Here is a 23,563-nt window from a genome sequence, read left to right as displayed (position 1 = left end):
GGTCAGAAAAATCGCTTGAACATACCGAGAATCGCAGTATTTTCGCGCGCTCATCGGATTTTGGGTTGGACATTGCGGGGCTCGTCGCCTAAACGCGCGTCAAACCACGATAAACGAACTACGAAACCCGGGTCGGCAGCGATTCTGCGACCCCTAGTCAGACAAAGGTTGAGACCATGGCCGTCCAACAGAACAAAGTTTCCAAGTCGCGTCGCAACAACCGCCGCGCACACGACGCTCTGGTTGCTGCAAACCCGAACGAATGCCCGAACTGCGGCGAGCTGAAGCGCCCGCACCACGTTTGCGCATCCTGCGGCCACTATGATGATCGCGAAGTCGTCGCACAGGCCGACGAAATCGATCTGGACGAAGACGCAGCCTAAGCCTGATCGAGTGCAGACCAAGGCATGACTGAACAGCCCACGCACGCCGGACGGATCACCATCTCGGTCGACGCTATGGGTGGGGACGCGGGTCCCTCGGTCGTTGTTGCCGGTCTTGCGAAATCGGCCGACAAGAACCCGGATATCAGGTTCTTGTTACACGGGCCCGAACCGGTATTGCGCAAGCTTGTCGCCAAACGGCGTGTCCTTGAGGGGCGCGTCGTTTTTCGTGATTGCCCCGGCGTGGTCACGATGGAAGACAAACCCAGTCAGGTTGTGCGCAACGGCAAAGAGACCTCGATGTGGTCCACGCTGGAAGCGGTACGCCAGGGCGAAGCCCATGGCGCGGTTTCCTGCGGCAATACCGGAGCGTTGATGGCCCTGTCGATGATGCGCCTGCGCAAACTGCCGGGCGTGAATCGACCGGCCATCGCGATACTGTGGCCCTCGCGCAACCCTCAAGGGTTCAACGTAATGCTGGACGTCGGCGCTGATGTGCGCGCCGACGCCAAGGATTTGCTGCAATTCGCGCTGATGGGCGCGTCCTATGCACGTAACGGTATGGCCTTGGGCCGCCCCCGGATCGGACTGCTGAATGTCGGCACCGAAGAGCACAAAGGGCGTGCCGAACTGAAAGAAGCGCATTCGATGATTGCGGAATTCGCGGAGCAGGCGAATTTCGACTTTGTAGGGTTCGTCGAAGGCAGCGACATCCCGGGTGACAAAGCGGATGTCATTGTAACCGATGGGTTTACCGGCAACGTCGCGATCAAAACCGGCGAAGGAACGGCAAGCCTGATCGGGGACCTGTTGCGTCAGGCCTTCAAGTACTCTCCCCTATCCCGATTGGCCTCGATTTTGGCTATCACGTCGCTGAACCGTTTGAAGAAACGGATCGACCCGCGGCGCGTGAATGGTGGCGTGTTTCTGGGGCTGAACGGCACCGTGGTGAAATCCCACGGCGGCGCTGACGCGACAGGCGTGTCAGCTGCAATCAAACTGGCCTTCACTCTGGCGCAGTCCGGCTTTTCCGAAAAATTGGCTGCGCGGGTTGCATCCACTGCCCAGCTTGCACAAGATGCCGCGCAATCAGCGCCGCAAACAGATAAATAACAAAAAAGGCAGTACCCTAAAATGGCAGGCCGTTCAGTTGTAGCAGGTGTCGGGCATTATTTGCCCGAACGCGTTGTTCCCAATTCCGAGTTTGAGAAAACCCTGGACACGACCGACGAATGGATCAAGACCCGCTCGGGGATCGAACGCCGCCACTTTGCTGCCGAAGACGAGACGACATCCGATCTGGCCACCAAGGCCGCCGAAGCCGCGCTGGCTGACGCAGGTCTGACGGCGGATGATATTGATGCAATCGTTCTGGCGACTTCAACGGCGGATCTGACCTTTCCTTCGGCTGCCACCATGGTTCAGGCACGGTTGGGCATGACCAAGGGCTTTGCTTTTGATGTTCAGGCTGTTTGTGCAGGATTCGTTTTTGCCCTTTCCAACGCAAATGCGCTGATTGTTTCCGGTCAGGCCAATCGCGTGCTGGTAATCGGAGCGGAAACATTCTCGCGGATCATGGACTGGACCGACCGGTCCACCTGTGTGCTGTTCGGTGATGGCGCCGGTGCTCTGGTGCTGGAAGCGCAGGACGGCACAGGCACTGCGGATGATCGCGGTATTCTGGCAACCGACCTAAATTCAGACGGGCGCTACAAAGACCTCCTTTATGTCGACGGGGGCGTTTCGACCCAATCCACCGGGCACCTGCGCATGCAGGGCAATCAGGTTTTCCGCCATGCCGTTGAAAAGCTTACGAAAACAGCGGAAACAGCGTTGGAACGAGCGGGGCTGAGCAGCTCGGACGTGGATTGGATCGTGCCGCATCAGGCCAACATCCGCATCATTCAGGGCACGGCCAAGAAAATGAACCTGCCGATGGAAAACGTCGTTGTGACCGTTCAGGATCACGGAAACACGTCGGCCGCATCCATCCCATTGGCCCTGTCCGTGGGCAAGCAACGCGGACAGATCAAAACCGGCGATCTGATCGTGACCGAAGCCATTGGCGGCGGTCTGGCCTGGGGCGCGGTAGTTCTGCGCTGGTAACCGGCGCAAACCAGCTTACACAGCCGCCCGCAATTCATTGATATTGACAGCGAATTTGCCATACCCATATGCTTCTACAGCAACAGGGGAAATGGCATGGGCGACAAAACACTGACTCGAATGGATCTGAGCGAAGCTGTCTTTCGTGAGGTAGGTCTGTCACGAAACGAAAGTGCGCAGCTGGTTGAAAGCGTTCTGAACCATATGTCCGATGCATTGGTAAGCGGCGAGCAGGTGAAGATTTCGTCTTTCGGCACCTTCAGTGTTCGGGACAAGACGGCACGTGTCGGTCGCAATCCTAAAACCGGCGAGGAAGTGCCAATTCAGCCGCGCCGTGTACTGACCTTCCGTCCGTCGCATCTGATGAAAGATCGCGTCGCCGCCGGGAACCGTAAGTAAGTTCAGGACGTCCAGGTTATGAGTAAGTCCCCCGATGCCTTTCGCACTATAAGTGAAGTTGCGGACTGGCTCGGTGTTCAGGCTCATGTTCTGCGATTCTGGGAAAGCCGATTCACTCAGGTAAAACCAGTCAAACGCGCAGGTGGACGCAGGTATTATCGCCCCAACGACATGCGTCTGTTGGGAGGAATCAAGAAACTTCTCCACGAAGACGGTATTACGATAAAAGGCGTCCAGCGTATCCTGCGCGAACAGGGCGTCGCACATGTCGCGGCGCTGTCCCCGTCTCTGGACGACCCCGTCCCCGCCCCGATTGAGCCCGTCCAGGACACCGTGGTACCGTTTGAACCTAAGCCTGCAACCGCCAAGAAGCAGATTCGTATGGATCTGGGCGAACCGTCCGAGCATTCGGAGAAAGAAGGCCCGCAGGCCAACGCGCGTACATCTTCTGCGGCACAGCCGGAACCAGAGCCCGAACTGGATGCCGCGCCTTTGATGGGTGGAATCGCGTCGCTTGCGTGGAAACAGACAGATTTTGATGATGACCTGTTGCGGCGCATTGCTCCGATTGCGAAAGACCTGCGCCGCTGGCTGGACCGTGTCGAAACACAGGCGACGGGTTAGGACAAAAGGCATTGTTTTCCTCTTGCCCCTGCCGGGAAAATCTTTATGAACACCCCAACGTCGGGCTATGGCGCAGCCTGGTAGCGCGTCCGTCTGGGGGACGGAAGGTCGCAGGTTCGAGTCCTGCTAGCCCGACCAAATTACACCGACGTTTATGGCATACAGGCCAGATCCCGCTCTGGCACCAGGGGGGATCGAGATGACAGGTGTTTGCCCGAACCAACAGCTAGAGGCGATGATCTCGCGCGGTGAGATCACAGCCGACCCAGAGGTTCTGTCTGCGCAGATTCAACCCGCCAGCCTTGATTTGCGTCTGGGAACAGTGGCTTACCGAGTACGCGCCTCATTCCTTGCGGGCGAAGGCCGGACTGTCACGGACCGGTTGGCAGAGTTTGAGATGCACCGCATCGACATCTCGGCCGGTGCGGTTCTGGAAAAAGGCTGCGTCTATCTGGTGCCCCTGATGGAATCGCTTGCCCTGCCCGACAACATGAGCGCTGTGGCCAACGCCAAAAGCTCGACCGGGCGGCTCGATCTTCTGACACGGACCATCACCGATGGCGGCACCGAGTTTGACCGGGTGCCCGCAGGGTACACAGGCCCGCTTTATGCCGAAATCTGCCCGCGCTCCTTCTCGGTTCTGGTTCGTCCCGGGATGCGCCTGAACCAAATTCGTTTCCGACAGGGTCAGGCCGTGTTGTCAGATGCCGAACTGAGATCCTTACATGCCGAATCTCCGCTGGTGGACGGACCTGCAGTCATTCAGGACGGTCTGGGCTTTTCGGTCGACCTGCAACTGCCTGATACCGATCTCGTCGGCTATCGCGCCAAACCACACACCGGGGTGATCGATCTGGATCGAATAGGTGAATACGACCCGCAGGACTATTGGGAAGAGGTGCGGACCAAGGATGGTTGCATCATCCTGGACCCCGGCGCGTTTTATATCCTTGTTAGTCGCGAGGCGGTGCATATTCCACCAATGTACGCGGCTGAAATGGCGCCCTATCTGGCGATGGTTGGTGAGTTCAGAGTGCACTATGCAGGCTTCTTTGATCCTGGTTTTGGCCATGCCGCTGCCGGGGGTGCCGGTTCCCGTGGCGTGCTTGAGGTGCGCTGCCACGAAGCGCCATTCGTGCTGGAGCACGGGCAGGTCGTCGGACGTCTGGTCTATGAGAAAATGGCAGAGATGCCGACGCAACTATATGGTGCGGGCATTGCCTCGAACTATCAGGGTCAGGGCCTGAAACTGTCGAAGCACTTCAAAGCTGTTGGCTAATCCCTAGAATTTCATGAACCGGCGCATTTGCCGGGTCACGCGCTGTGCCTGCCGCAGGCTCTGCGCATGGCGTGGTGCGCTGGCTTTGCTGGTCTCATTCGATGCGCCCGATCCGTTGCCCTTGCGGCTGGCCAAATCGATGCCTTTGTTCACACCCTTGTTGACAAGACGGCGCATGACCTGACGCACAATCATGTCAATGATCCGGTTTGCATTCATGGCTCAACTCCGTGTCCTTACGTATATAGATACGCGCTTTATGCGGCAACAAAAGGGCTGCGCGATCACTCTTCCTCGAACAGTTCGGTCTGGTCTTCGTCGCTCTCGTCCTCGCGGCCTTCGCCCAGTGGGATGGCCCCCGGAGGAGGACGATTCTCCAGCAATCCCGCTGCCCGCAACTCTTTTAGCCCGGGCAAGTCACGGGCGTTCTCAAGCCCAAAATGATCCAGAAACTCAGGTGTTACCACAAACGTCACCGGACGACCGGGAGTCATGCGGCGGCGGCCCAGTTTGATCCACTCCATCTCCAGCAACTGATCGATTGTTCCGCGCGAAACCGAGACACCCCGGATTTCCTCGATCTCGGCCCGCGTGCAGGGCTGATGATAAGCCACGATGGCCAGAGTTTCGATCGCAGCGCGGCTGAGCTTGCGGGTCTCGACCGTTTCCTTCTGCATCAGAAAGCCCAGGTCAGGGGCCGTGCGGATGGCCCAGGCGTCTCCTACGCGCACCACGCGTACACCACGGCCCTCATACCGTTTCTGAAGCGATTCAACTGCTTGTGCCGCGTCGCTGCCATGGGGCATCCGCGCTTCAAGATCCGCAATTGTCACCGGATCGGCGCTGGCGAAAAGAACGGCTTCGACCATGCGTTCCTGTTCAGCCAGTGGAGGGGCCTCGAACAGCGTACCGGTCTCTTCGGGGGCATCAGTCACGTGTCTCGGTCCTCTTGCGCAAATGGATCGGAGCGAATGTCTCGCTCTGCTTGATTTCCATATGTCCTTCTTTCACCAACTCCAGCGAGGCTGCAAAGGTCGCCGCCGTTGCCGACCTGCGCCGTACCGGGTCGGAATCCCAGCCATCGGGCAGGTAAGTTTCCATATCGGTCCATGTCCCGGCAAACCCGATCAGCGGGCGCATTCTTTCCAGCGCCTGTTCCATGGTGAATACCGAATCGCGATCCATCACAAACGGGCGGAATTCATCACGCGTGCGGATCCGGGCATAGCCCTGCATCAGATCCAGCAGCGTGGCGGAATAGGTCACGGTTCGGATGCGGGTGATATCTTCGCCCTGCCCGCGTTCGAAGAAATCGCGCCCCAGCTGATCACGCGCCATTAGCCGTGCGGCAGCATCGCGCATCGCCTGCAAGCGTTCCAACTGAAACGCAAGATGTGCGGCCAGTTCCTCGCCCGAGGGTCCCTCGTCATCCGGGTCTGGCGGCAGCAGCAAGCGGGACTTGAGAAACGCCAGCCAGGCCGCCATCACCAGATAATCGGCGGCCAGTTCAATACGCAGCGCCCGCGCCTTTTCGACAAAGGCCAGGTATTGCTGCGCCAGCGCAAGGACAGAGATTTTCCTCAGGTCAACTTTTTGCGTGCGCGACAGGGTCAGCAGAACATCCAGCGGGCCTTCGAACCCATCGACGTCAACGATCAGCGCTTCGGCCGCAAGACGATCCGCGACCGAGACAGGGTCTTCGCTAAAAAGGTTATCGTTCATATACCTGCCCGCCCATTAGGGCAGATAGTTCCGCTTCGACGGCAGGGATGTCAAGTTCCAGCGGGCGTTTGCGCATCGCCAGCGCCCGTTCTGCGCGGGCCTGTGCTACATCAGACATTTCTCCGGCAGCTTCCATCACCTGGGCGCGCTCGGCAAAGCTTCCGTTGCAGTGCAGAACGACGTCACAGCCCGCGCTTATGGCTTGCCGCGACACGTCAGCGGGCGTTCCGCTAAGCGCTTTCATCCCGATGTCATCGGTCATGATCAGCCCCTCAAAGCCAATCCTGTTGCGGATCACATCCATCATGGTCGCCGAGATGGTGGCAGGCTGCGGGTCAATCCGATCATAGACCAAATGCGCGGTCATCCCCATCGGCAGGTCGTTCAAGGCCAGGAACGGCACAAAATCGCTGCGCTCAAGCTCCTCCAAGGGCAGATCCACATGCGGCAAGTCATGATGGCTGTCCAACGTGGCACGTCCATGGCCAGGGATGTGTTTGAGCACCGGCAGCACACCGCCGTCCAAATGGGCCTGCGCCACGGCTTTCGCGATTCTGGAAACTCGTTCAGGATCAGTGTCATAGCATCTGTTTTTCAGGAACTTATGCGTCTCCTGTCGCGCGACGTCCACCATGGGCGCACAGTTGCTGTCAATTCCCAGGCCAAACAGTTCATCAGCAGTCAGGCGGTACCTCAGATACATGGCGCGCTCGGCCTGTTCTCCGGCATTGGTCACATGGTCCAGCGGAGGCAGCCATTCGCGGGCCAACGGCGCCCGCAGGCGCTGCACGCGCCCACCTTCCTGATCGATGGTGATCGGGCAATTGCGCCCGACCGCCTCGCGGAAATCATCACACAAGGCGCTTACCTGTTTGGCGTTTTCGATGTTGCGGGCAAACAGAATGAACCCGAACGGGTTCATCTGGCGAAACAGATCTCTTTCCTTTTGCGTCAGGCGCAAGCCCTGAGCATCGGTGATCGTGGCACCGAATTTCACCGAACGGCCACCGGGATACAATCAGCCCCCTGCGCGACAAGCGCAGCACAGAACTGACGCGAGTCGCTCAGGTCTTCAAAGCCCAGCACGCGCAGGCGGTAAAAGGTGCGTCCGCCGCTTGAAGTTTTTTGAATAACACGCTGTTTTCCGGCCATATATTCGCCGAACTTTCCATTCAGGCGATCCCATTCCGATTGCGCCACCTGGGTGCTGTCATAGGCCCCAAGCTGTGCCAGACGCGTGCCCTTCTCCAGCGTATCAGGATCGACATCCAACCCAACCGCAGCTTTTACCGCCGCATTGATCGCCTCTTCGGAATTCTCGCTCGGCGACACCTGGCTGCGAGAGGCACGCGCCGGACGGGTCAACGGGCGCACGGATCGGCGCACGCCCGGCAATTCGGCAATGGCCGGATCCGGCAAGGCCGCTGCGAAATCGGCCGGATCAATTGCGGGTTCTTCCTCGGGGGTGGTCAACGATGCCACCTGCACGCCATCTTCAAATTCTTGCTGCGTTTTGGCCGCCTCACCCGCCAGTTCCGCAACCAGCGCATCCACTGCGTTCTGGCGCAATCGTGCGGCTTCCTGGGTCGAGATCGGCTTTTCCACCACATGCAGCGCTGGTGTCGGCTTCAAATCAGCTGCGGGTACGTCTTCATCCGTCAACGAGACCGGCCGCGGCGCAAGGATCAGGCGATCCGCTGGAGCGGCAGCACTGCCTTTGGCGGCCACCGCATTGACGGCCAAGCCCTGATGATCGGCGGGTGTTCCGCCTGGGTTTTCGGGCTGCACCCGCATCGGCCCTTCGGCCGCGCGCACGACCGGCACGCCGCTGACATCCCGCATGACAAGCTGGTATCCCCAAATACCGACACCGGCGACCAGTGCCAGCGATGCGACGGCACCCAGGAAATTGACGGCCCGCCCCAGTCCGAACGCGCCAAGTGGCGCATCATAATCCTCCATGTCTTCGGGATAGTCATACGCATCCTCGGAATGCGTTTGATTCGGGTAATGAATCTGCTCGGGGCTTTGGTGCCCCGAGTAATCGTAACTCGCCATGTCCGCCTCACTGCCCGTTTCGCGCCAGAAAAAAGGCGCGCGGGTCATTTCTTGCCTACCTCGTACCGGCGGTTCGGGCGGTATTGGTTACCGCATCTCCTGCGCCGGGGTAACGCCAAGAATACCCAAGCCCGCTGAAATCACAACAGAAACGGCACGGGCCAATGCAATTTTCGACTGGCTTGTGGCAACATCGCCATCCTGAATGAAACGCAATTGGGTTTCGTCATTGCCCTTATTCCAGAGCGCGTGAAAATCCCCTGCAAGTTCATACAGATAGAAGGCGACGCGGTGCGGTTCGTTGGTCCGCGCAGCGATTTCGACCAGGCGTGGCCATTCGGCCAGCTTCTTGGCGACAGTCAGTTCCGAGACGTGATCGTTCTTGCTCAGATCCGCGCCGGCAAGCGTCACATCATCTGTTGGGATCCCTGCCTCGGCGGCACGGCGCAGCACGCTCATTACCCGGGCATGGGCGTATTGCACGTAGAACACCGGGTTCTCGCGGCTCTGCTCCAGCACCTTGTCAAAATCGAAATCCAGCGGTGCGTCGTTCTTGCGGGTCAGCATCACGAAACGGGTCACATCCGGACCAACCTGATCGACCACATCGCGCAGGGTGACAAAGTTCCCGGCCCGTTTGGACATCTTGAACGGCTCGCCGTTTTTCCACAGCTTCACCAGCTGCGTCAGCTTGATATCCAACGGCACCTTGCCATCGGACAGAGCCGAAACGGCAGCCTTCATCCGTTTTACGTAGCCGCCGTGGTCCGCGCCGAACACGTCGATCAGCGCGTCAAAACCACGTGTCACCTTGTCATAGTGATATGCGATATCCGGGGCGAAATACGTCCAGCTGCCATCAGATTTCTTGACCGGGCGGTCGACGTCATCGCCGTGCTCGGTGGATTTGAACAAGGTCTGCTCGCGCGGCTCCCAATCCTCGGGCTTCTTGCCTTTGGGTGGTTCCAGCACGCCTTCGTAGATCAAGCCCTTATCGGTCAGGGACTTAAGCGCAGCCTCGATCTTTCCGGTGCCATAAAGCGATTTTTCGGAATAGAACACGTCCATCTCGACACCCAGCGCCTTCAGGTCGGCGCGGATCAGATCCATCATAGCGTCGGTCGAAAACTCGCGCAGGTCTTTCAGCCAGTCGCTTTCCGGCTTGTCGATCAGGCTGTCGCCGTACTTCTCTTTCAGCGCTTCTCCGATCGGGATCAGATAGTCGCCGGGATACAGCCCTTCGGCAATCTCGGGGCTGAGGCCGTTGGCCTCGCGATAGCGCTCATAGGCCGACCGCGCCAGCACGTCCACCTGTGCGCCGCCATCGTTGATGTAGTATTCGCGGGTCACGTCATGGCCCGAATAGGCCAGCAGGCTCGCCAACGCATCCCCGAACACCGCGCCGCGAGTGTGTCCGACATGCAGCGGGCCGGTCGGGTTGGCCGAGACATATTCGACATTCACCTTCTGCCCCTGCCCCATGGTCGAACGCCCGTAATCGGTGCCTTTTTCAAGCACCGCCGCCAACACGCCTTGCCAGACGGACGGCGCAAGACGCAGGTTCAGGAAACCGGGGCCCGCCACTTCAGCGCTTGTGACCCGATCATCCGCCGCCAGTTTCCCGGCCAGATCATCGGCAATGTCACGCGGCTTCATCTTGGCTGGTTTCGCCAGCACCATCGCGGCATTGGTCGCCATGTCCCCATGCGCGGCATCACGCGGAGGTTCGACCGCCACGTTGTCAAAGCTCAGCCCTTCGGGCAGTACGCCTTCGGACTGCATCTGCGCCAGCGCGTCCAGTACAAGGCCGCGGATCTCGGAAAACAGGTTCATTTCGGATGTCCTTTTGCTTGTCGCGGGGTTTACCACGCAATGCGGCAAGGTCAATGGACGCCTAATGTTTCAGCTTGGTTTGGCGGAACAACTCGCTAATCTCGGGCATGTTCGAAGCTACCGGAGACCGTTGATGCACCGCCCCTTGTCTATTGCCTTGCTTTTGTCCGCCGCCCTGCCTGCACTGGCCGACCTACCACAACCGCAAGGCCATGTGCTGCTGACGCTGGGCGGCGCGGTCAGCGAAACAAACCTGCCCGCGCGGGGGGAGAATGACGGCGGTCTGCTGGGCTATCTGGAGGTCACGCATGACGGCGCGGCAGGGTTTGATGCTGCCATGCTGGACGGGCTGGAGCAGCTCGAGATCACAATCTCGTATGGTCCTCCGGGCAATGAGCGTGATTACAGGTTCTCAGGCCCGCTTTTGTCAGACGTCATGACGATGGCAGGGGCCGAGGGGAAAACCGCTCTTCCCATGGCGCTGGATGGGTATCAGGCTGCAATCGACTGGAACAGCATCACCACGCATAAACCGATCATAGCAACGCATTCTGATGGCGCACCGATGGGGATCGGTGGTTATGGCCCGACGATGATCGTCTTCCCTCCAACAGAGAACGTCGATCAGTCCGCCAAACAAGCAGCTCAGCAAGTCTGGGCCATCGCCTATATCGCTGTGGAGTGATCAGCCGGTCAGCCGGGCATGGTCCTGCAAGGCAAATCGGTCGGTCATGCCCGCAATGTAATCGGAAACGATACGGGCCAAACCTGTCTCGTCCCCGGCAGCTTCAATATCATCATGCCAGCGCGCAGGCATTTGCTTGGGATCATTCAAATAAATCGGAAACAGATCTTCCACGATCTTTGCCACCTCCTCCCGCACTGACATCACACTGGGAGCGCGATACATCCGGGTGAACAGAAACGCCCGGATTTCGCGCAGTTGCGCCCGAACCTCATCCGAGAACTGGATGACAGGATACCCAAGATGACGAACTTCTTCGACGGACTGCGCGCCAGACACGGCAATGAGATCGTGAGAGGTGTTGATGACATCGGCCACCATGACCCCGAAAACCCGCCTTAGCGCTTCGTGACGCCGGCGATAGGAATCCAGCCTGGGGTATCTGGCATCCACCTCGGCGTAACAGACACCGACGATCGGCAGGTCTTGCAGATCGTCGTCCGAGAACAACCCCGCGCGCAACCCGTCCAGTAGATCGTGGTTGTTGTAGGCAATGTCATCGGAAAGGGCCGCAACCTGGGCTTCCGCGCTGGCATGGGTGTGCAGTTCAAGATCGAAACCCTGATTGCATTCGGCCAATGCCCATGGCAGATCGCCCGTAACCGGCCCATTGTGCTTGGCTATACCTTCCAGGCATTCCCAAGTCAGGTTACACCCGTCGAATTCTGCATAGTGGCGCTCCAGCTTTGTGACGATCCGAATGGCCTGAGCGTTGTGATCAAAACCTCCGTAGGGTTTCATCAACGCGTGCAACGCGTCCTCGCCGGTATGTCCAAAAGGCGTATGTCCCAGATCATGCGCCAAGGCCACGGCTTCGGTCAGCTCTGGGTTCAACCCCAGAGCACCGGCAATGGTCCGCGCCACCTGCGCCACCTCAATGGAGTGGGTCAGGCGGGTGCGGTAGCTGTCACCTTCGTGTTCAACAAACACCTGCGTCTTGTGCTTGAGGCGCCGAAAGGCACTGGCATGAATGATCCGGTCCCGGTCGCGCTGAAAGCATGATCGGAAACTGCTTTCCTCCTCGGGCACAAACCGCCCCCTGGTGCGGTCCGGATCCGAGGCAAAACTAGCTCTGTCCAAATGGCCTGTCCTTGTCGCCTGTCCTTGCGCTTTCTATATTGTATGGCGTAATGGAAGGAAACCATTGGAGACCGGCATGAATCTGCCCCCATCAGTCACGGAACGCGCCTTCGAACGCCTCGCCGAAATCGGCGCGGCGGATCAGGGTCAGGCATTGCGCGTCGCAGTGGAAGGCGGCGGTTGCTCGGGTTTTCAATACGAAATCGCTTTGGATACGCCAAAAGAAGATGATCTGGTCCTTGAAGGTAAAGGGCAAAAAGTCATTGTTGACGCCATTTCGCTGCCCTTCCTGGAAAACGCGGTCATCGACTTCACCCAGGAACTGATCGGTGCGCGATTTGTGATCGACAACCCCAACGCCACCTCTTCCTGCGGTTGCGGCACGTCTTTTTCGATGTAACCATGGGGGCTTTGCCCCCACACCCCCAGGATATTTTCAGCCAGATGAAGCAGGGGTCCGCCCTCTGACCGAAAGATCAGGGGGCTTCACCTGGCGCCGTCATCGGCGTCCCCGCCTGTACCGCCACTTCAATTTGAAGATATTCAGTTAAAAATCCGTTTCTTCATCTGGCCAAAATATCCCGGAGCGCGAGGCAGAGCCTCGCGAATCCGATCTCCGGCTTGCCGTTGGACCCGTTCTGAGCGATAGGTTGCACCAAGTCTTCGGAGGATCGCGCATGAAAATCGCCACGTTCAACATCAATGGCATCAAGGCGCGGGTCGAGGCCCTGCCCCGTTGGCTGGACGAAGCGCAGCCGGACGTTGTGCTGTTGCAAGAGATCAAGTCGGTCGACGAAAACTTCCCGCGCGAGATATTCGAAGAGCGTGGATTCAATGTGGAAACTCACGGGCAAAAAAGCTTCAACGGCGTAGCAATATTGTCGAAACTTCCACTCGAGGACGTGTCGCGCGGCCTTCCAGGCGATGACGCGGATGAACAGGCCCGCTGGATCGAAGCCACTGTCGTTGGCAAAAAGGCTCTTCGGCTCTGTGGATTGTATCTGCCCAATGGCAATCCGGCACCCGGCCCGAAATACGACTACAAACTGGCTTGGATGGAACGACTTTACGACCGTGCCCGCACTTTGCTGGCAACCGAAGAGCCTGCGTTGATGGCGGGGGATTACAACATCATCCCGCAGGCGGAGGACGCCAAACGCCCCGAAGCATGGCTCGAAGACGCATTGTTTCGCCCTGAAAGCCGCGCCGCATTTCGCAAAATCCTGAATCTGGGCTTCACCGAAGCGTTCCGGGCCGCCACCCAAAGCGCGGGACACTATTCATTTTGGGATTATCAGGCCGGGGCCTGGAACCGAAACGACGGAATTCGGATCGATCACTTTCTGCTGACCCCACAAGCGGCGGATCTTATGCGGGATTGCCAGATTGATGCAGCCGTGCGCGGACATGAAAAACCCTCGGATCATGTGCCAGTCTGGGTCGATCTGGACATATAGTGTTTCAGGCCGTGACGTCGTAGCTGTATATCCATTCGTAACGGCGCGACAATTTCCCCCCGATTGCCATAAGCGCACATTGGGCCGCCAAACGGGCGGGGCCTGAAAGGTGGAAATTGCGTGCGTTCGACCCGGCAGCGGCAACCACGCTTTCTGCCCTTGGTCGGCGCGTTTTCTCGTAGGCTGCAAGCGCGCTGGTGACACCCGGGTGCTCGTCGAATGATCGCGCAAGCGTCCAGGCATCTTCCAGCGCCAGGCAAGCGCCTTGCGCCATGAACGGCAAGGTCGGATGCGCCGCGTCCCCCAGCAATGCCAGACGACCGTTCTGCCATTTTTTTGCGACCGGGCGCAGGAACAAAGCCCACAGATTCACATCGGAGACCTTTGACAGAATCTCACGTACCGGATCGCCGAATCCTGAAAAACGTGCGCGCAATTCGTCCGGATCACCCCTTAGCTTCCATCCCTCTTCCCGCCAATCCGAGCGCTCCTCGACCGCAACGATGTTCATCATGCTTTGATCGCGCAAAGGATAGGTCACGACATGCCGACCCGGCCCCATGGTCAGGGATGCCGCCACCACGTCTGAATCTGGTCGCCAGGGAATGGTTGCGCGCCAGGCGACCTGGTGCGTAAACACAGGAGTTTCGGGCCCGTTCAGGGCCGGGCGAATCGCGCTTCGACCACCGTCGGCGGCAATGACACATTCGGCGCGCAGCCGCTCGCCGCTCGCCAACAGGATTTCAGCTTCGTTGGAGTGTTTTTGCACGTTGGAAACTTTGGCCCCCAGGCGGACATCCACACCGGCCTTGCGGGCCGCAGAATGCAGCAGATTCAACAAGTCGGCACGGTGAAAATAATTGGTCGGACCAGCCGACGGTCCAGGCAGTCGGCTGACAACGCGCCCTTTGCGGTAATCACGGACGATCGTACCATGGGATTTCTGACCGACAGACAGATCCGCCACCCCAAGCGCGCGCAACACACACATCCCGTTTTCACTGATCTGCAGACCTGCGCCGACCTCGGTCAGTGCCGGGGCTTGCTCCAGCAGGGTGACCTGCGCCCCGTGTTGCCGCAGCGCCAACGAAGACGCCAAGCCACCGATGCCACCGCCAATAACGCAGAAATTCAACCGATTGATCTTCATGCCCTACCGCTTAACGCAAAAACGCCAGAGCCACAGGCCCCAGCGTTCGAAATTCTCAAGTTGCACCCGGCGATCAATCGTCGCGGTGGACTTTTTCGCGGCGCTCGTGGCGCTCTTGCGCCTCAAGCGTCATGGTTGCAATCGGACGTGCATCAAGACGTTTCAGCGAAATTGGATCGCCGGTCTTTTCGCAATACCCGTATTCACTTTCTTCGATCCGACGCAGGGCTGCGTCGATTTTGGCGACCAGCTTGCGTTGACGATCGCGTGTCCGCAGTTCCAAAGCGCGATCTGTTTCCTCGCTCGCTCGGTCTGCGACATCCGGGATGTTTCGGGTGTTGTCCTGCAGCCCTTCGATCGTGTCGCGGCTGCCCGCCAAAAGTTCATTCTTCCAATCCAACAGCTTGCGGCGAAAATACTCAAGCTGACGGTCATTCATGAAAGGTTCATCTTCGGCCGGGCGGTAATCCTCCGGCAGAAAAACTTCCTGTTTCATATTTGCTCCCTCGGTATGGCCAGAAACGTCGGTCGCGGTTGTTTCACCTGACATTTGGCACCCCCTTCTGCGCAGCATTTAGCCGACGAGCGTGGGATTGTCACTACACAAACTTTGCTTCAGCACGCCCAAGCGCTGTTTTGTCTAAATATGAGACAAACAACAACAAAACCCTATTTTTCTATGAAATTTAGCGGGCCTTTTTGAGGCAGGCGTTAATCAGCAGGACACATTCCCGCACGCGAATCAACCAAAAGGGCTTGGAGTTCTTACTAAAATCGCCTCAACCGACGCATGGACGCGGGTTGTCAAAATCGTTGGCCGTCTGTAACCCGGAAAACACAACCAGCCCACGGATCACGAAAAACCATACGAGAGGCCCATGACAGCACGCTTTCAAGGTACAGCCGAATATGTCGCCACTGACGATCTGACAATTGCCGTGAACGCCGCCGTCACACTCGAGCGTCCATTGCTGGTCAAGGGCGAACCCGGCACTGGCAAGACAGAGCTTGCCAAACAGGTGGCCGGCGCGCTGGGGCTGAGGATGATTGAGTGGAACGTGAAATCCACCACCCGCGCGCAGCAGGGCCTGTATGAATATGATGCGGTCAGCCGTTTGCGGGACAGCCAGCTGGGTGAGGAACGTGTTCATGACGTGTCGAACTACATCCGCAAAGGCAAGCTGTGGCAGGCCTTCGAGGCCGACGAAAAGGTTGTTCTGCTGATCGATGAGATCGACAAGGCGGATATCGAGTTTCCCAACGACCTTCTGCAGGAACTCGACAAGATGGAGTTCCATGTTTACGAGACAGGGGCAACGATCCGGGCCAAGAACCGCCCTATCGTTATCATCACCTCGAACAATGAAAAAGAATTGCCGGACGCGTTCCTGCGCCGCTGTTTCTTTCACTACATCCGCTTTCCGGATGAGGCTACGATGCGTCGAATCGTCGAAGTACATCATCCTGGCATCAAGGAGGCGCTGCTGACCACAGCCCTGACCCAGTTCTATGAAATCCGCGACACGCAGGGGCTGAAGAAAAAGCCATCGACATCCGAGGTGCTGGACTGGCTGAAACTGCTGCTGGCCGAAGACCTGAGTGCCGAAGACCTCAAGCGTGGCGGTACCGACGCGCTGCCGAAACTGCACGGTGCGTTGCTGAAGAATGAACAGGATGTGCATTTGTTCGAACGTCTGGCCTTCTTGGCACGCGGCAAGCGATAGCCGGCAGGTAAAGGGACGGTGATCATGGCTTGCCTTGGGACGACCCGAATGTCAGCATCGGCCTATCTGGCGAGACAGAGCTTCGCCCCCACAGAACTGGATGTATCGCTTGGCTAATGCACTGACAATCCGCACCCTGCGTGCCGAGGACAAAAGCCAATGGGCCGACATGTGGCGGGATTATCTGGTATTTTACGAAACGGCCCTGCCCGATGACATATACGAAACAACCTTTTGCAGACTGCTGGGCGACGACCCGCAGGATTTTTCCTGTTTCGTTGCCGAGCAGAATGGCGCTCTGGTCGGACTGACACATTACCTGTTTCATCGTCATGCCTGGAAGGTGGAAAAAGTCTGCTACTTGCAGGACCTGTTCGCACGACCCGAGGCAAGGGGTTCCGGCGTTGGGCGGGCCTTGATCCAAGCAGTCTATGATGAGGCCGATCGTCAGGGCGCGCCATCGGTTTATTGGCTGACCCAGGAGTTCAACCATACTGCGCGGCAATTGTATGATCGCATCGGAACACTGACACCGTTCATCAAGTACGCCCGCTCATGAAGCGATTGAGTGCCCTTTTTCTGGCACTGGTTGTTTCTGGCTGCGCGACGGTTGAAACAATCGAGCTTCCCGGTCAGGTCCAGTCCATCGAAGCGACTTTGCCGCCTGCCAAATCTTTTTCGACTGCGCATCCCTCGCCGCCCGCTCGGTCCAACAAAAACATCGCCTCTGACTTCTTGTCCTTGCATTTCGAGCTGGAAAGCGGGGCCGCCCTGCCCGTTTTCACGCGATTTGAGACCCCGGTCACAGTCCGTCTGACCGGATCACCGACCGCAAGCATGCTGCAGGACCTGACCCGGTTGCTCAATCGCCTACGGCGCGAGGCCGGGATCAATATCCGGCAGGTCAACGAGGGTCAGGCCAATATCACCATCGAAGCCGTCAGCCAGAAAGACATTCTGCGCATTCTGCCCAACGCGGCGTGTTTTGTGGTCCCCAACTCGTCCAGCCTTGAAGAGTATCGACGTGACCGTCGAAAGATCAAAAGCAGTTGGACCGAGCTTCGAAAACGCGAACGGCTTGGGATTTTCATCCCATACGACGTCAGTCCGCAGGAAATACGTGATTGTCTGCATGAAGAACTGGCACAGGCCCTTGGTCCGCTGAACGACCTCTACCATCTGCCGGATTCGGTGTTCAACGACGACAACATTCATACTGTTCTGACCGGATTCGACATGCTGATCTTGCGGGCTGCTTATGCGCCGGAACTGCGCACCGGCATGACCCGAGATCAGGTCGCCGCTGTCATTCCAGGAGTTCTTGGCAGGTTGAACCCGCGAGGGGACAGAGTGGCCGTTCAACCCTTCACGGATACGCCGCGCGAGTGGATTGACGCGATTCAGAAATCACTGGGGCCCGGGTCGGGTTCGCCCAGACAGATGCGCGCAGCGCGAAAAGCGGCACGGATCGGTCAGCAACAGGGTTGGACAGATCACCGCCGCGCCTATCCCCATTATCTGATGGGCAGGATGGAACAATTCCGAGACCCCAACGAAGCCCAGCGCCAGTTTCAGATTGCGCAACAGTTCCTGAAGGCCACGCCCGGAACAGACGTGCATCAGGCCTATGTAACGACTCAAACCGCAGCGTTTGCGCTGGCACAGGATAAGGGGCCCAGTGTTCTGCCTGAACTGGACAGGGCCATCGATGTCATGACCCGAGCTGAAAATGCCTCTTTGCTGGCCACATTGTTGTTGCTGAAATCAGAGGCACTGAGACAGGCGGGACAGATCCAGAAGGCACGCGCCGTCAGGCTGGACAGCCTGGGATGGGCGCGGTACGGGTTTGGTTCGGATCTGGTGGCCCAGTCGTTGTCGCAGGATGGTGGCCGAAGAAACGCCGATAGCACGAAAGACGGATGACACACATATGTTGGTAGTTCTGGGAATGGCGGCACTGGGTGCTACCTTGGGCGCCCTGACCGCGAAAAAGCGCAGCGGCAATCGGGCCGATATGGCGCAATATGCAGCCGGGTACGGCATTGCCTTTGCGCTGGTGGGTCTGGCGATCTCGTTGGTTCTGGTGCGTTTGGTGGCCTGACACGATGTTCCTGCCCTTTTTCGAAAACCTTCGCAAAGCTGGCATCCCGGTATCGCTTCGGGAGTATCTGACTTTTCTGGAAGGCATGAAAAAGGGTCTCGCCACCTATGATGTCGAGGCGTTCTACTATCTCGCCCGCGTTTCGATGGTGAAGGACGAACGCAACATCGACAAGTTCGACCGCGCCTTTGCCGCCAGTTTCGAAGGGCTGAACGAAATCAGTTTCGATCAGGTTCTGGAGGCCGTCGATATCCCCGGTGATTGGTTGGCCAAACTGGCCGAAAAACACCTGTCGGATGAAGAAAAAGCCGAGATCGAAGCGCTTGGCGGGTTCGACAAGCTGATGGAAACACTGCGCGAGCGCCTCAAGGAACAACAAGGCCGTCATCAGGGCGGAAACAAGTGGATCGGCACAGCCGGAACTTCTCCGTTCGGGGCCTATGGATACAACCCCGAAGGGGTCCGCATCGGTCAGAAGGAAAGCCGCCACCAGCGCGCGGTCAAAGTCTGGGACAAACGGGAATTCAGGAATCTGGACGACACGGTTGAACTGGGCACGCGCAACATCAAAGTTGCTTTGAAACGCCTGCGCCGCTGGGCGCGCGAAGGCGCTGCCGAGGAGCTGGATCTGGATGGCACCATACGCGCCACCGCCGAACATGGCTATCTGGATGTCAAAACCCGCCCCGAACGCCACAACGCAGTCAAGGTACTGCTGTTTCTGGATGTCGGCGGATCGATGGACCCGCATATCAAGGTGGTCGAGGAATTGTTCTCAGCCGCGCGAACCGAGTTCAAGCATCTCGAATACTACTACTTCCACAATTGCCTCTATGAAGGTGTCTGGCGCGACAACCGCCGCCGGTGGGATCAGCAGACCCCGACCCACGAGGTTCTTCGCACCTATCGCAGTGACTATAAGTGCATCTTCGTCGGCGACGCCTCGATGAGCCCCTATGAGATCGCCTATCCCGGCGGCGCAAACGAGCATTGGAACGCAGAGGCCGGTCAGGTCTGGCTGCAACGCGCGCGGGATCAATGGGCATCGAACCTGTGGATCAACCCTGTGCCCGAGAAGTACTGGGAATACACCCATTCCATCGGCATGATCCGTGAAATCTTTGAAGATCGCATGGTGCCAATGACTCTGGCCGGACTGGAACAGGGCATGAGGGAACTGACTCGGTAGCCAAGTTAAGGCTTCAAGCTTCGCCCGTTGTGTCCAAAACAAAAACAAACACCTCAAATACCCCCCACCCACAGAATGCTCACAAATAGCACACAAAAGGCTTCATAAGACTCGTCGAATTCCCATCTCGTGATAAGGTACAAGCGCGTTAAAGCTGGGGGGAGAGATGACCAGCCACAATTTGCGAAATCTTATTGCGTCTGTGGCAACCGCCACATAACTGAGTGTTGCGGTCGCAGCAGCAGCGACTTTTGCGCTCGCGCCGGATGCAGCTTTCGCAAAGAACGACAATGGAAATGGCAAAGGGAACTCCGGAAAAGCCGACAATGGCAAGGGCAATGGATCCAATGGAAAAGGGAATTCCTCAACGGGATCCCAGGCCAACGGTGGTGGAAAAAACAACTCCAAGGGCAAAGCGTCAGCTTCGCAGAAAAGCGCCGGATCCAAAAAGCAACACGCTGCAAAAGCAAAAAAGTCTAATACTGGCACCGGCGGAAACCAAAAAGTCCGGCGTGTCTCGGTTGGTGAATTTGGACGAGAGTTCAAGAAGGATGTCCAACAGCTTTTCGGGAAACAGCCAGCGAAGAAGTCCGGCAATAAACCTGCAAAGAAAACTCGTATATACAAGACTGTTTCGGTCAAACCGATCGAACGCTCGTTACGCCCGGTAGCCCGGCATGACGGCACTACTGGTTTGGATGGCCGCAAGAAACACCGCTACCGTGACCCGCTGGCAGCAGCGATCACCGATCCTAATGGCTCGGATAAACTGCGCAATCTGAACGCGTCGAAAGCGGCCTCCCCGGCATTTCGGAACGCTGCGGCCAACAGCAATGTAGGAAAGATCGCCGCTTATCAGGCCGCTGCAGCGGAGTATTACGACCTGCGCGGACAGCTCTATGATACACGACGCGACTTGCGGGATCTGAACGAAAGGTACGACGGGCGAAGCAGTGAACAGATTGCCGATGACATTGCAGCGCTTGATCCGACGGATCCGGAATACGACAGCAAACGTGAAGCATTGGAATCCGAACTACGGGACGCTGAAACATATGAAGAAACCCGCGACGGTTTGCGCGCCGATCTGAAAGATCTTGGGCACCAGACAAAGGATGCCCTGGAAGAAGCAGAAGACGCTTTCTTTGACGCCTCTAAGGGGCGCTTTCTGACAAATGACGCGTTGGGCGATTATCATGACAATCTTGGGCTTCCGCAACCAAAGAGCCACCCGAAAGACGAAGTGACTGTACAACCAGTGCCTTACGATCCGACCTATCACCGGTATTCAGAGACTCTTCAATACCGCTCCAAGGATACCAATTTCCGCCTTCGCTACGACGCGTTGCACCATGACGGCAAGAAGCACCGATACAAGGACCCGCTGGCAGCCGCAATCACCGATCCCAATGGTTCGAGCAAGCTGCGCAATCTGAACGCGTCGAAAGCGGCCACCCCGGCCTTCCTGAACGCTGCCGCAAATAGCAATGTCGGAAAGATCGCCGCTTATCAGGCTGCCGCAGCGGAGTATTACGACCTGCGTGATCAGTTACACGATGCACGGAGGGGCTTAAGGGATCTGAACGAAAGCTATGACGGCCGGAGCAGTGACCAGATCGCCGATGATATTGCTGCGCTTGATCCCGGAGACCCAGGCTGCAATGACAAACTCGATGCCTTGGAAAGCGAACTGCAAGACGCACAGACCTTTGAGGAGGCACAAGGCGAACTCCGTGCCGATGTCAGAGATTTGAGAACGGACAGCCTGGTGGCGCAAAAAGAAGCTGAGCACGCGTTTTTTGATGCGTCCAAAGGGTCCACACTTACGGCTGGAACTTTGGCTGACCTACATGAAAATCTGGAGCTTCCTGCGCCCGGAAAACAATAGCAGCATCAGCGGTTTCTGGTGCTTTTTAAAGTGGCCAACAAAACCCGGCACATGAAGCCCTGCGAACCTGCGGCCCGGACTACATGTGCATCTTCGTCGGCGACGTCTCGATAAGCTGCTATGAGACCACCTACCCCGGCGGCGCAAATGAGCATTGGAATGCAGAGGCCGGGCTGGTCTGGAACAGGGTATGAAGGAGCTGACCTGTTGAGGTCTGCCCCTGAATTTATCCGGAAACTGCCTGAATCCCAAGAAACAGTACCGCCGCCAGCATCGCTGCGGCGGGAACCGTGATAACCCACGCAGCAATGATGGTCAGGAAATGGGACCGGCGAACCAGTTTACGGCGACGGCGCTCCTCCGGTGCGAGACGGGGGCGCTCGGGAACAGTCAGGCTGGCCCGTTTCAGCCTTCGCTCTGCATCCCATTCACGAAAGAATCCGACCCCGAACACTGCACCAACCGCGATATGTGTCGAGCTGACAGGCAGACCCAGCCAGCTTGCGACGATCACCGTGATTGCAGCCGAAAGCGCGACGCAATAGGCCCGCATCGGGTTGAGCTTGGTGATCTGGCTGCCAACCATCCGGATCAGTTTCGGGCCGAACAGGAACAGGCCGAACGAAATGCCGAATGCACCAATGATCATAACCCAAAACGGGATGCTGACCGCCTGAGTAAAATCGCCAGAGGCAGAAGCCTGCACAATCGCGGCCAACGGCCCCACCGCGTTGGCAACGTCATTTGCGCCATGCGCAAAGCTCAGCAACGCGGCTGAAACGATCAGTGGAATTCCAAACAGAATTTTCAGCGATTTGTTGCGGTTCTCAAGTCCCTCAGACTGGCGGCGGATAATCGGGATCATCACGGCCCAGATCAGCCCGCCACAGACCGCACCGATCAGCAACGCCGACGCGAGATCAATTTTGATGATTTTCTTGAGGCCCTTGAGTGCCAGGTAAGATGCAAACGCGCCCGCCATGATCCCAACCAGCATCGGCACCCACTTGCGGGCCGCGGCGATCTTGTCTTCCTGATAGATGATCCTGGCCTTGATGAACCACAAGAAGCCAGCTGCGACCAGGCCCCCCAGAACTGGCGAGATTACCCAACTGGCTGCGATTTTGCTCATGGTGCCCCAGCTTACGGCCCCGAACCCGGCAGCGGCAATCCCTGCCCCCATGACACCGCCCACGACCGAATGCGTGGTGGAAACCGGCGCGCCAATCCAAGTCGCCAGATTGACCCAAAGCGCAGAGGAAAGCAGCGCCGCCATCATCGCCCATATGAATACATCCGCCGTTCCCATGCTTTCCGGCGCGATGATCCCTTTGGCAATGGTCGATACGACATCGCCCCCGGCGATGAGCGCTCCGGCACTTTCAAAAATAACGGCAATCACGATGGCTCCGCCCATGGTAAGCGCATTCGCCCCCACGGCAGGTCCCATATTGTTGGCGACGTCGTTGGCGCCGATATTCAGCGCCATATAGGCCCCGAACATCGCCGCGATCACGACGACAAGCGTGTTGCTGCCCTGACCGAACAGGAAAGCAGCCACGAGACCCGCGATGACAATGAATGCAATGGCGATACCTGATCCCACAAAGGGTCGCCCAGCCTGAGCGGTCGCCAATTCTAGGCGTGAAAAGCGACGCAGGTCCCGGTCGAGCGTTTCCAGGTGACGCGCTTCATGGTTCTTGTCGGTCATGGGTCCCCCATCGATAGCGCCCCGTGGGTTAAGTGGGATCGATGCATTAATCAATAGTTCATATCAGGAAATCACAACTTAGCGAAAGTTGCGCCGATTTCGTCGCCCGAACAT

The 23,563-nt window shown here is 57.9% G+C and carries 26 protein-coding genes, 1 tRNA gene and 1 pseudogene; 17 read left to right on the top strand and 11 right to left on the bottom strand.

Translation table 11 applies throughout. From position 1 onward, the window contains the following. Positions 1–176: 176 nt before the first annotated feature. From rpmF to AC2FFA_RS04710, 7 genes are all read left to right on the top strand, one after another. Positions 177–383 (top strand): 50S ribosomal protein L32, encoded by a 207-nt coding sequence (gene rpmF / locus AC2FFA_RS04740; protein ID WP_008756996.1) that lies wholly within the window; start codon positions 177–179, stop codon positions 381–383. Positions 384–407: 24 nt separating this feature from the next. Beyond that, positions 408–1,496, top strand: coding sequence for a phosphate acyltransferase PlsX (plsX, locus tag AC2FFA_RS04735; RefSeq protein ID WP_496850238.1), 1,089 nt, complete (start codon positions 408–410; stop codon positions 1,494–1,496). Between the two features lie 21 nt (positions 1,497–1,517). Then, positions 1,518–2,489, top strand: coding sequence for a beta-ketoacyl-ACP synthase III (locus tag AC2FFA_RS04730; protein WP_496850236.1), 972 nt, complete (start codon positions 1,518–1,520; stop codon positions 2,487–2,489). Between the two features lie 96 nt (positions 2,490–2,585). After that, complete coding sequence (ihfA, locus tag AC2FFA_RS04725) at positions 2,586–2,888, top strand: integration host factor subunit alpha (RefSeq protein WP_117868701.1); 303 nt, start codon at positions 2,586–2,588, stop codon at positions 2,886–2,888. An 18-nt stretch (positions 2,889–2,906) separates the two neighbouring features. After that, positions 2,907–3,512, top strand: a complete 606-nt coding sequence (locus tag AC2FFA_RS04720; protein ID WP_117868700.1) for a MerR family transcriptional regulator — start codon at positions 2,907–2,909, stop codon at positions 3,510–3,512. A gap of 61 nt (positions 3,513–3,573) precedes the next feature. Beyond that, positions 3,574–3,650, top strand: a tRNA-Pro gene (locus AC2FFA_RS04715). Between the two features lie 61 nt (positions 3,651–3,711). Beyond that, positions 3,712–4,791 carry a 2'-deoxycytidine 5'-triphosphate deaminase gene (locus AC2FFA_RS04710; RefSeq protein WP_496671171.1) on the top strand — a complete coding sequence of 360 codons (1,080 nt, stop codon included), beginning with the start codon at positions 3,712–3,714 and terminating at the stop codon, positions 4,789–4,791. A gap of 3 nt (positions 4,792–4,794) precedes the next feature. On the opposite strand, the gene AC2FFA_RS04705 is transcribed toward AC2FFA_RS04710, so the two are convergent. The 6 genes from AC2FFA_RS04705 to argS all read right to left on the bottom strand — a co-directional run bounded on the left by AC2FFA_RS04705 (position 4,795) and on the right by argS (position 10,404). Further along, positions 4,795–5,010 carry a hypothetical protein gene (locus AC2FFA_RS04705; protein ID WP_496671173.1) on the bottom strand — a complete coding sequence of 72 codons (216 nt, stop codon included), beginning with the start codon at positions 5,008–5,010 and terminating at the stop codon, positions 4,795–4,797. 65 nt (positions 5,011–5,075) lie between these two features. After that, positions 5,076–5,726: an SMC-Scp complex subunit ScpB gene (gene scpB / locus AC2FFA_RS04700; protein WP_117868697.1), complete on the bottom strand. Its 651-nt coding sequence runs from the start codon at positions 5,724–5,726 to the stop codon at positions 5,076–5,078. After that, positions 5,719–6,513 (bottom strand): segregation and condensation protein A, encoded by a 795-nt coding sequence (locus AC2FFA_RS04695; RefSeq protein ID WP_496719261.1) that lies wholly within the window; start codon positions 6,511–6,513, stop codon positions 5,719–5,721. The genes scpB and AC2FFA_RS04695 overlap by 8 nt, the downstream gene beginning before the upstream one ends. Continuing rightward, a complete protein-coding gene (gene nagZ, locus AC2FFA_RS04690) occupies positions 6,503–7,510 on the bottom strand; it encodes a beta-N-acetylhexosaminidase (protein ID WP_496850233.1) in 1,008 nt (335 codons plus the stop codon). The genes AC2FFA_RS04695 and nagZ overlap by 11 nt, the downstream gene beginning before the upstream one ends. Next, positions 7,507–8,619: an SPOR domain-containing protein gene (locus AC2FFA_RS04685; protein WP_496850232.1), complete on the bottom strand. Its 1,113-nt coding sequence runs from the start codon at positions 8,617–8,619 to the stop codon at positions 7,507–7,509. The genes nagZ and AC2FFA_RS04685 overlap by 4 nt, the downstream gene beginning before the upstream one ends. A 39-nt stretch (positions 8,620–8,658) precedes the next feature. After that, positions 8,659–10,404 carry an arginine--tRNA ligase gene (argS, locus tag AC2FFA_RS04680; RefSeq protein ID WP_496850231.1) on the bottom strand — a complete coding sequence of 582 codons (1,746 nt, stop codon included), beginning with the start codon at positions 10,402–10,404 and terminating at the stop codon, positions 8,659–8,661. Between the two features lie 133 nt (positions 10,405–10,537). Between argS and AC2FFA_RS04675 the strand changes: the two genes are divergently transcribed. Then, positions 10,538–11,089, top strand: coding sequence for a putative pterin-binding protein (locus AC2FFA_RS04675; RefSeq protein WP_496680915.1), 552 nt, complete (start codon positions 10,538–10,540; stop codon positions 11,087–11,089). On the opposite strand, the gene AC2FFA_RS04670 is transcribed toward AC2FFA_RS04675, so the two are convergent. Beyond that, a complete protein-coding gene (locus AC2FFA_RS04670; protein WP_496680917.1) occupies positions 11,090–12,229 on the bottom strand; it encodes a deoxyguanosinetriphosphate triphosphohydrolase in 1,140 nt (379 codons plus the stop codon). It abuts the gene before it with no gap. Positions 12,230–12,305: 76 nt separating this feature from the next. Here AC2FFA_RS04670 and AC2FFA_RS04665 point away from each other — a divergent pair, with 76 nt between their 5' ends. Beyond that, positions 12,306–12,629, top strand: a complete 324-nt coding sequence (locus tag AC2FFA_RS04665; protein ID WP_496671189.1) for a HesB/IscA family protein — start codon at positions 12,306–12,308, stop codon at positions 12,627–12,629. A gap of 277 nt (positions 12,630–12,906) precedes the next feature. Beyond that, positions 12,907–13,686 carry an exodeoxyribonuclease III gene (gene xth / locus AC2FFA_RS04660; RefSeq protein ID WP_496850229.1) on the top strand — a complete coding sequence of 260 codons (780 nt, stop codon included), beginning with the start codon at positions 12,907–12,909 and terminating at the stop codon, positions 13,684–13,686. 4 nt (positions 13,687–13,690) lie between these two features. Here the strand turns inward: xth and AC2FFA_RS04655 are convergent, their stop codons facing one another. Beyond that, positions 13,691–14,836 (bottom strand): FAD-dependent monooxygenase, encoded by a 1,146-nt coding sequence (locus tag AC2FFA_RS04655; RefSeq protein WP_496850227.1) that lies wholly within the window; start codon positions 14,834–14,836, stop codon positions 13,691–13,693. A 73-nt stretch (positions 14,837–14,909) separates the two neighbouring features. Beyond that, a complete protein-coding gene (dksA, locus tag AC2FFA_RS04650; protein WP_117872703.1) occupies positions 14,910–15,332 on the bottom strand; it encodes an RNA polymerase-binding protein DksA in 423 nt (140 codons plus the stop codon). Between the two features lie 382 nt (positions 15,333–15,714). Between dksA and AC2FFA_RS04645 the strand changes: the two genes are divergently transcribed. The 5 genes from AC2FFA_RS04645 to AC2FFA_RS04625 all read left to right on the top strand — a co-directional run bounded on the left by AC2FFA_RS04645 (position 15,715) and on the right by AC2FFA_RS04625 (position 19,850). After that, positions 15,715–16,560, top strand: coding sequence for an AAA family ATPase (locus AC2FFA_RS04645; protein ID WP_117868689.1), 846 nt, complete (start codon positions 15,715–15,717; stop codon positions 16,558–16,560). Positions 16,561–16,729: 169 nt separating this feature from the next. Then, positions 16,730–17,119 (top strand): GNAT family N-acetyltransferase, encoded by a 390-nt coding sequence (locus AC2FFA_RS04640; RefSeq protein WP_496850379.1) that lies wholly within the window; start codon positions 16,730–16,732, stop codon positions 17,117–17,119. After that, on the top strand, positions 17,116–18,483 hold the full coding sequence (locus AC2FFA_RS04635) for a DUF2927 domain-containing protein (protein WP_496850224.1): 1,368 nt from the start codon (positions 17,116–17,118) through the stop codon (positions 18,481–18,483). The genes AC2FFA_RS04640 and AC2FFA_RS04635 overlap by 4 nt, the downstream gene beginning before the upstream one ends. A gap of 7 nt (positions 18,484–18,490) precedes the next feature. After that, entirely contained in the window at positions 18,491–18,661 is a 171-nt protein-coding gene (locus AC2FFA_RS04630; protein ID WP_496671201.1) for a hypothetical protein, read from the top strand. 4 nt (positions 18,662–18,665) lie between these two features. Beyond that, on the top strand, positions 18,666–19,850 hold the full coding sequence (locus AC2FFA_RS04625; protein WP_496850222.1) for a vWA domain-containing protein: 1,185 nt from the start codon (positions 18,666–18,668) through the stop codon (positions 19,848–19,850). A gap of 102 nt (positions 19,851–19,952) precedes the next feature. Here the strand turns inward: AC2FFA_RS04625 and AC2FFA_RS04620 are convergent, their stop codons facing one another. Further along, positions 19,953–20,492, bottom strand: a complete 540-nt coding sequence (locus AC2FFA_RS04620; protein ID WP_496850220.1) for a hypothetical protein — start codon at positions 20,490–20,492, stop codon at positions 19,953–19,955. A 52-nt stretch (positions 20,493–20,544) separates the two neighbouring features. Between AC2FFA_RS04620 and AC2FFA_RS04615 the strand changes: the two genes are divergently transcribed. Together AC2FFA_RS04615 and AC2FFA_RS04610 are read left to right on the top strand one after the other, a co-directional pair. Next, positions 20,545–21,738 carry a hypothetical protein gene (locus tag AC2FFA_RS04615; RefSeq protein ID WP_496850218.1) on the top strand — a complete coding sequence of 398 codons (1,194 nt, stop codon included), beginning with the start codon at positions 20,545–20,547 and terminating at the stop codon, positions 21,736–21,738. A gap of 38 nt (positions 21,739–21,776) precedes the next feature. Then, positions 21,777–21,920 (top strand): annotated as a pseudogene (locus tag AC2FFA_RS04610) (VWA domain-containing protein); the annotation flags it as partial. A 44-nt stretch (positions 21,921–21,964) separates the two neighbouring features. Here AC2FFA_RS04610 and AC2FFA_RS04605 read toward each other — a convergent pair. After that, positions 21,965–23,449: an inorganic phosphate transporter gene (locus tag AC2FFA_RS04605; RefSeq protein WP_496671209.1), complete on the bottom strand. Its 1,485-nt coding sequence runs from the start codon at positions 23,447–23,449 to the stop codon at positions 21,965–21,967. Positions 23,450–23,563 lie beyond the last annotated feature (114 nt).

It is taken from the genome of Ruegeria sp. YTSB088, assembly GCF_059609825.1.
Note: the sequence above shows the minus strand (reverse complement) of the source record. Positions and strands in the feature narration are given on the sequence as shown.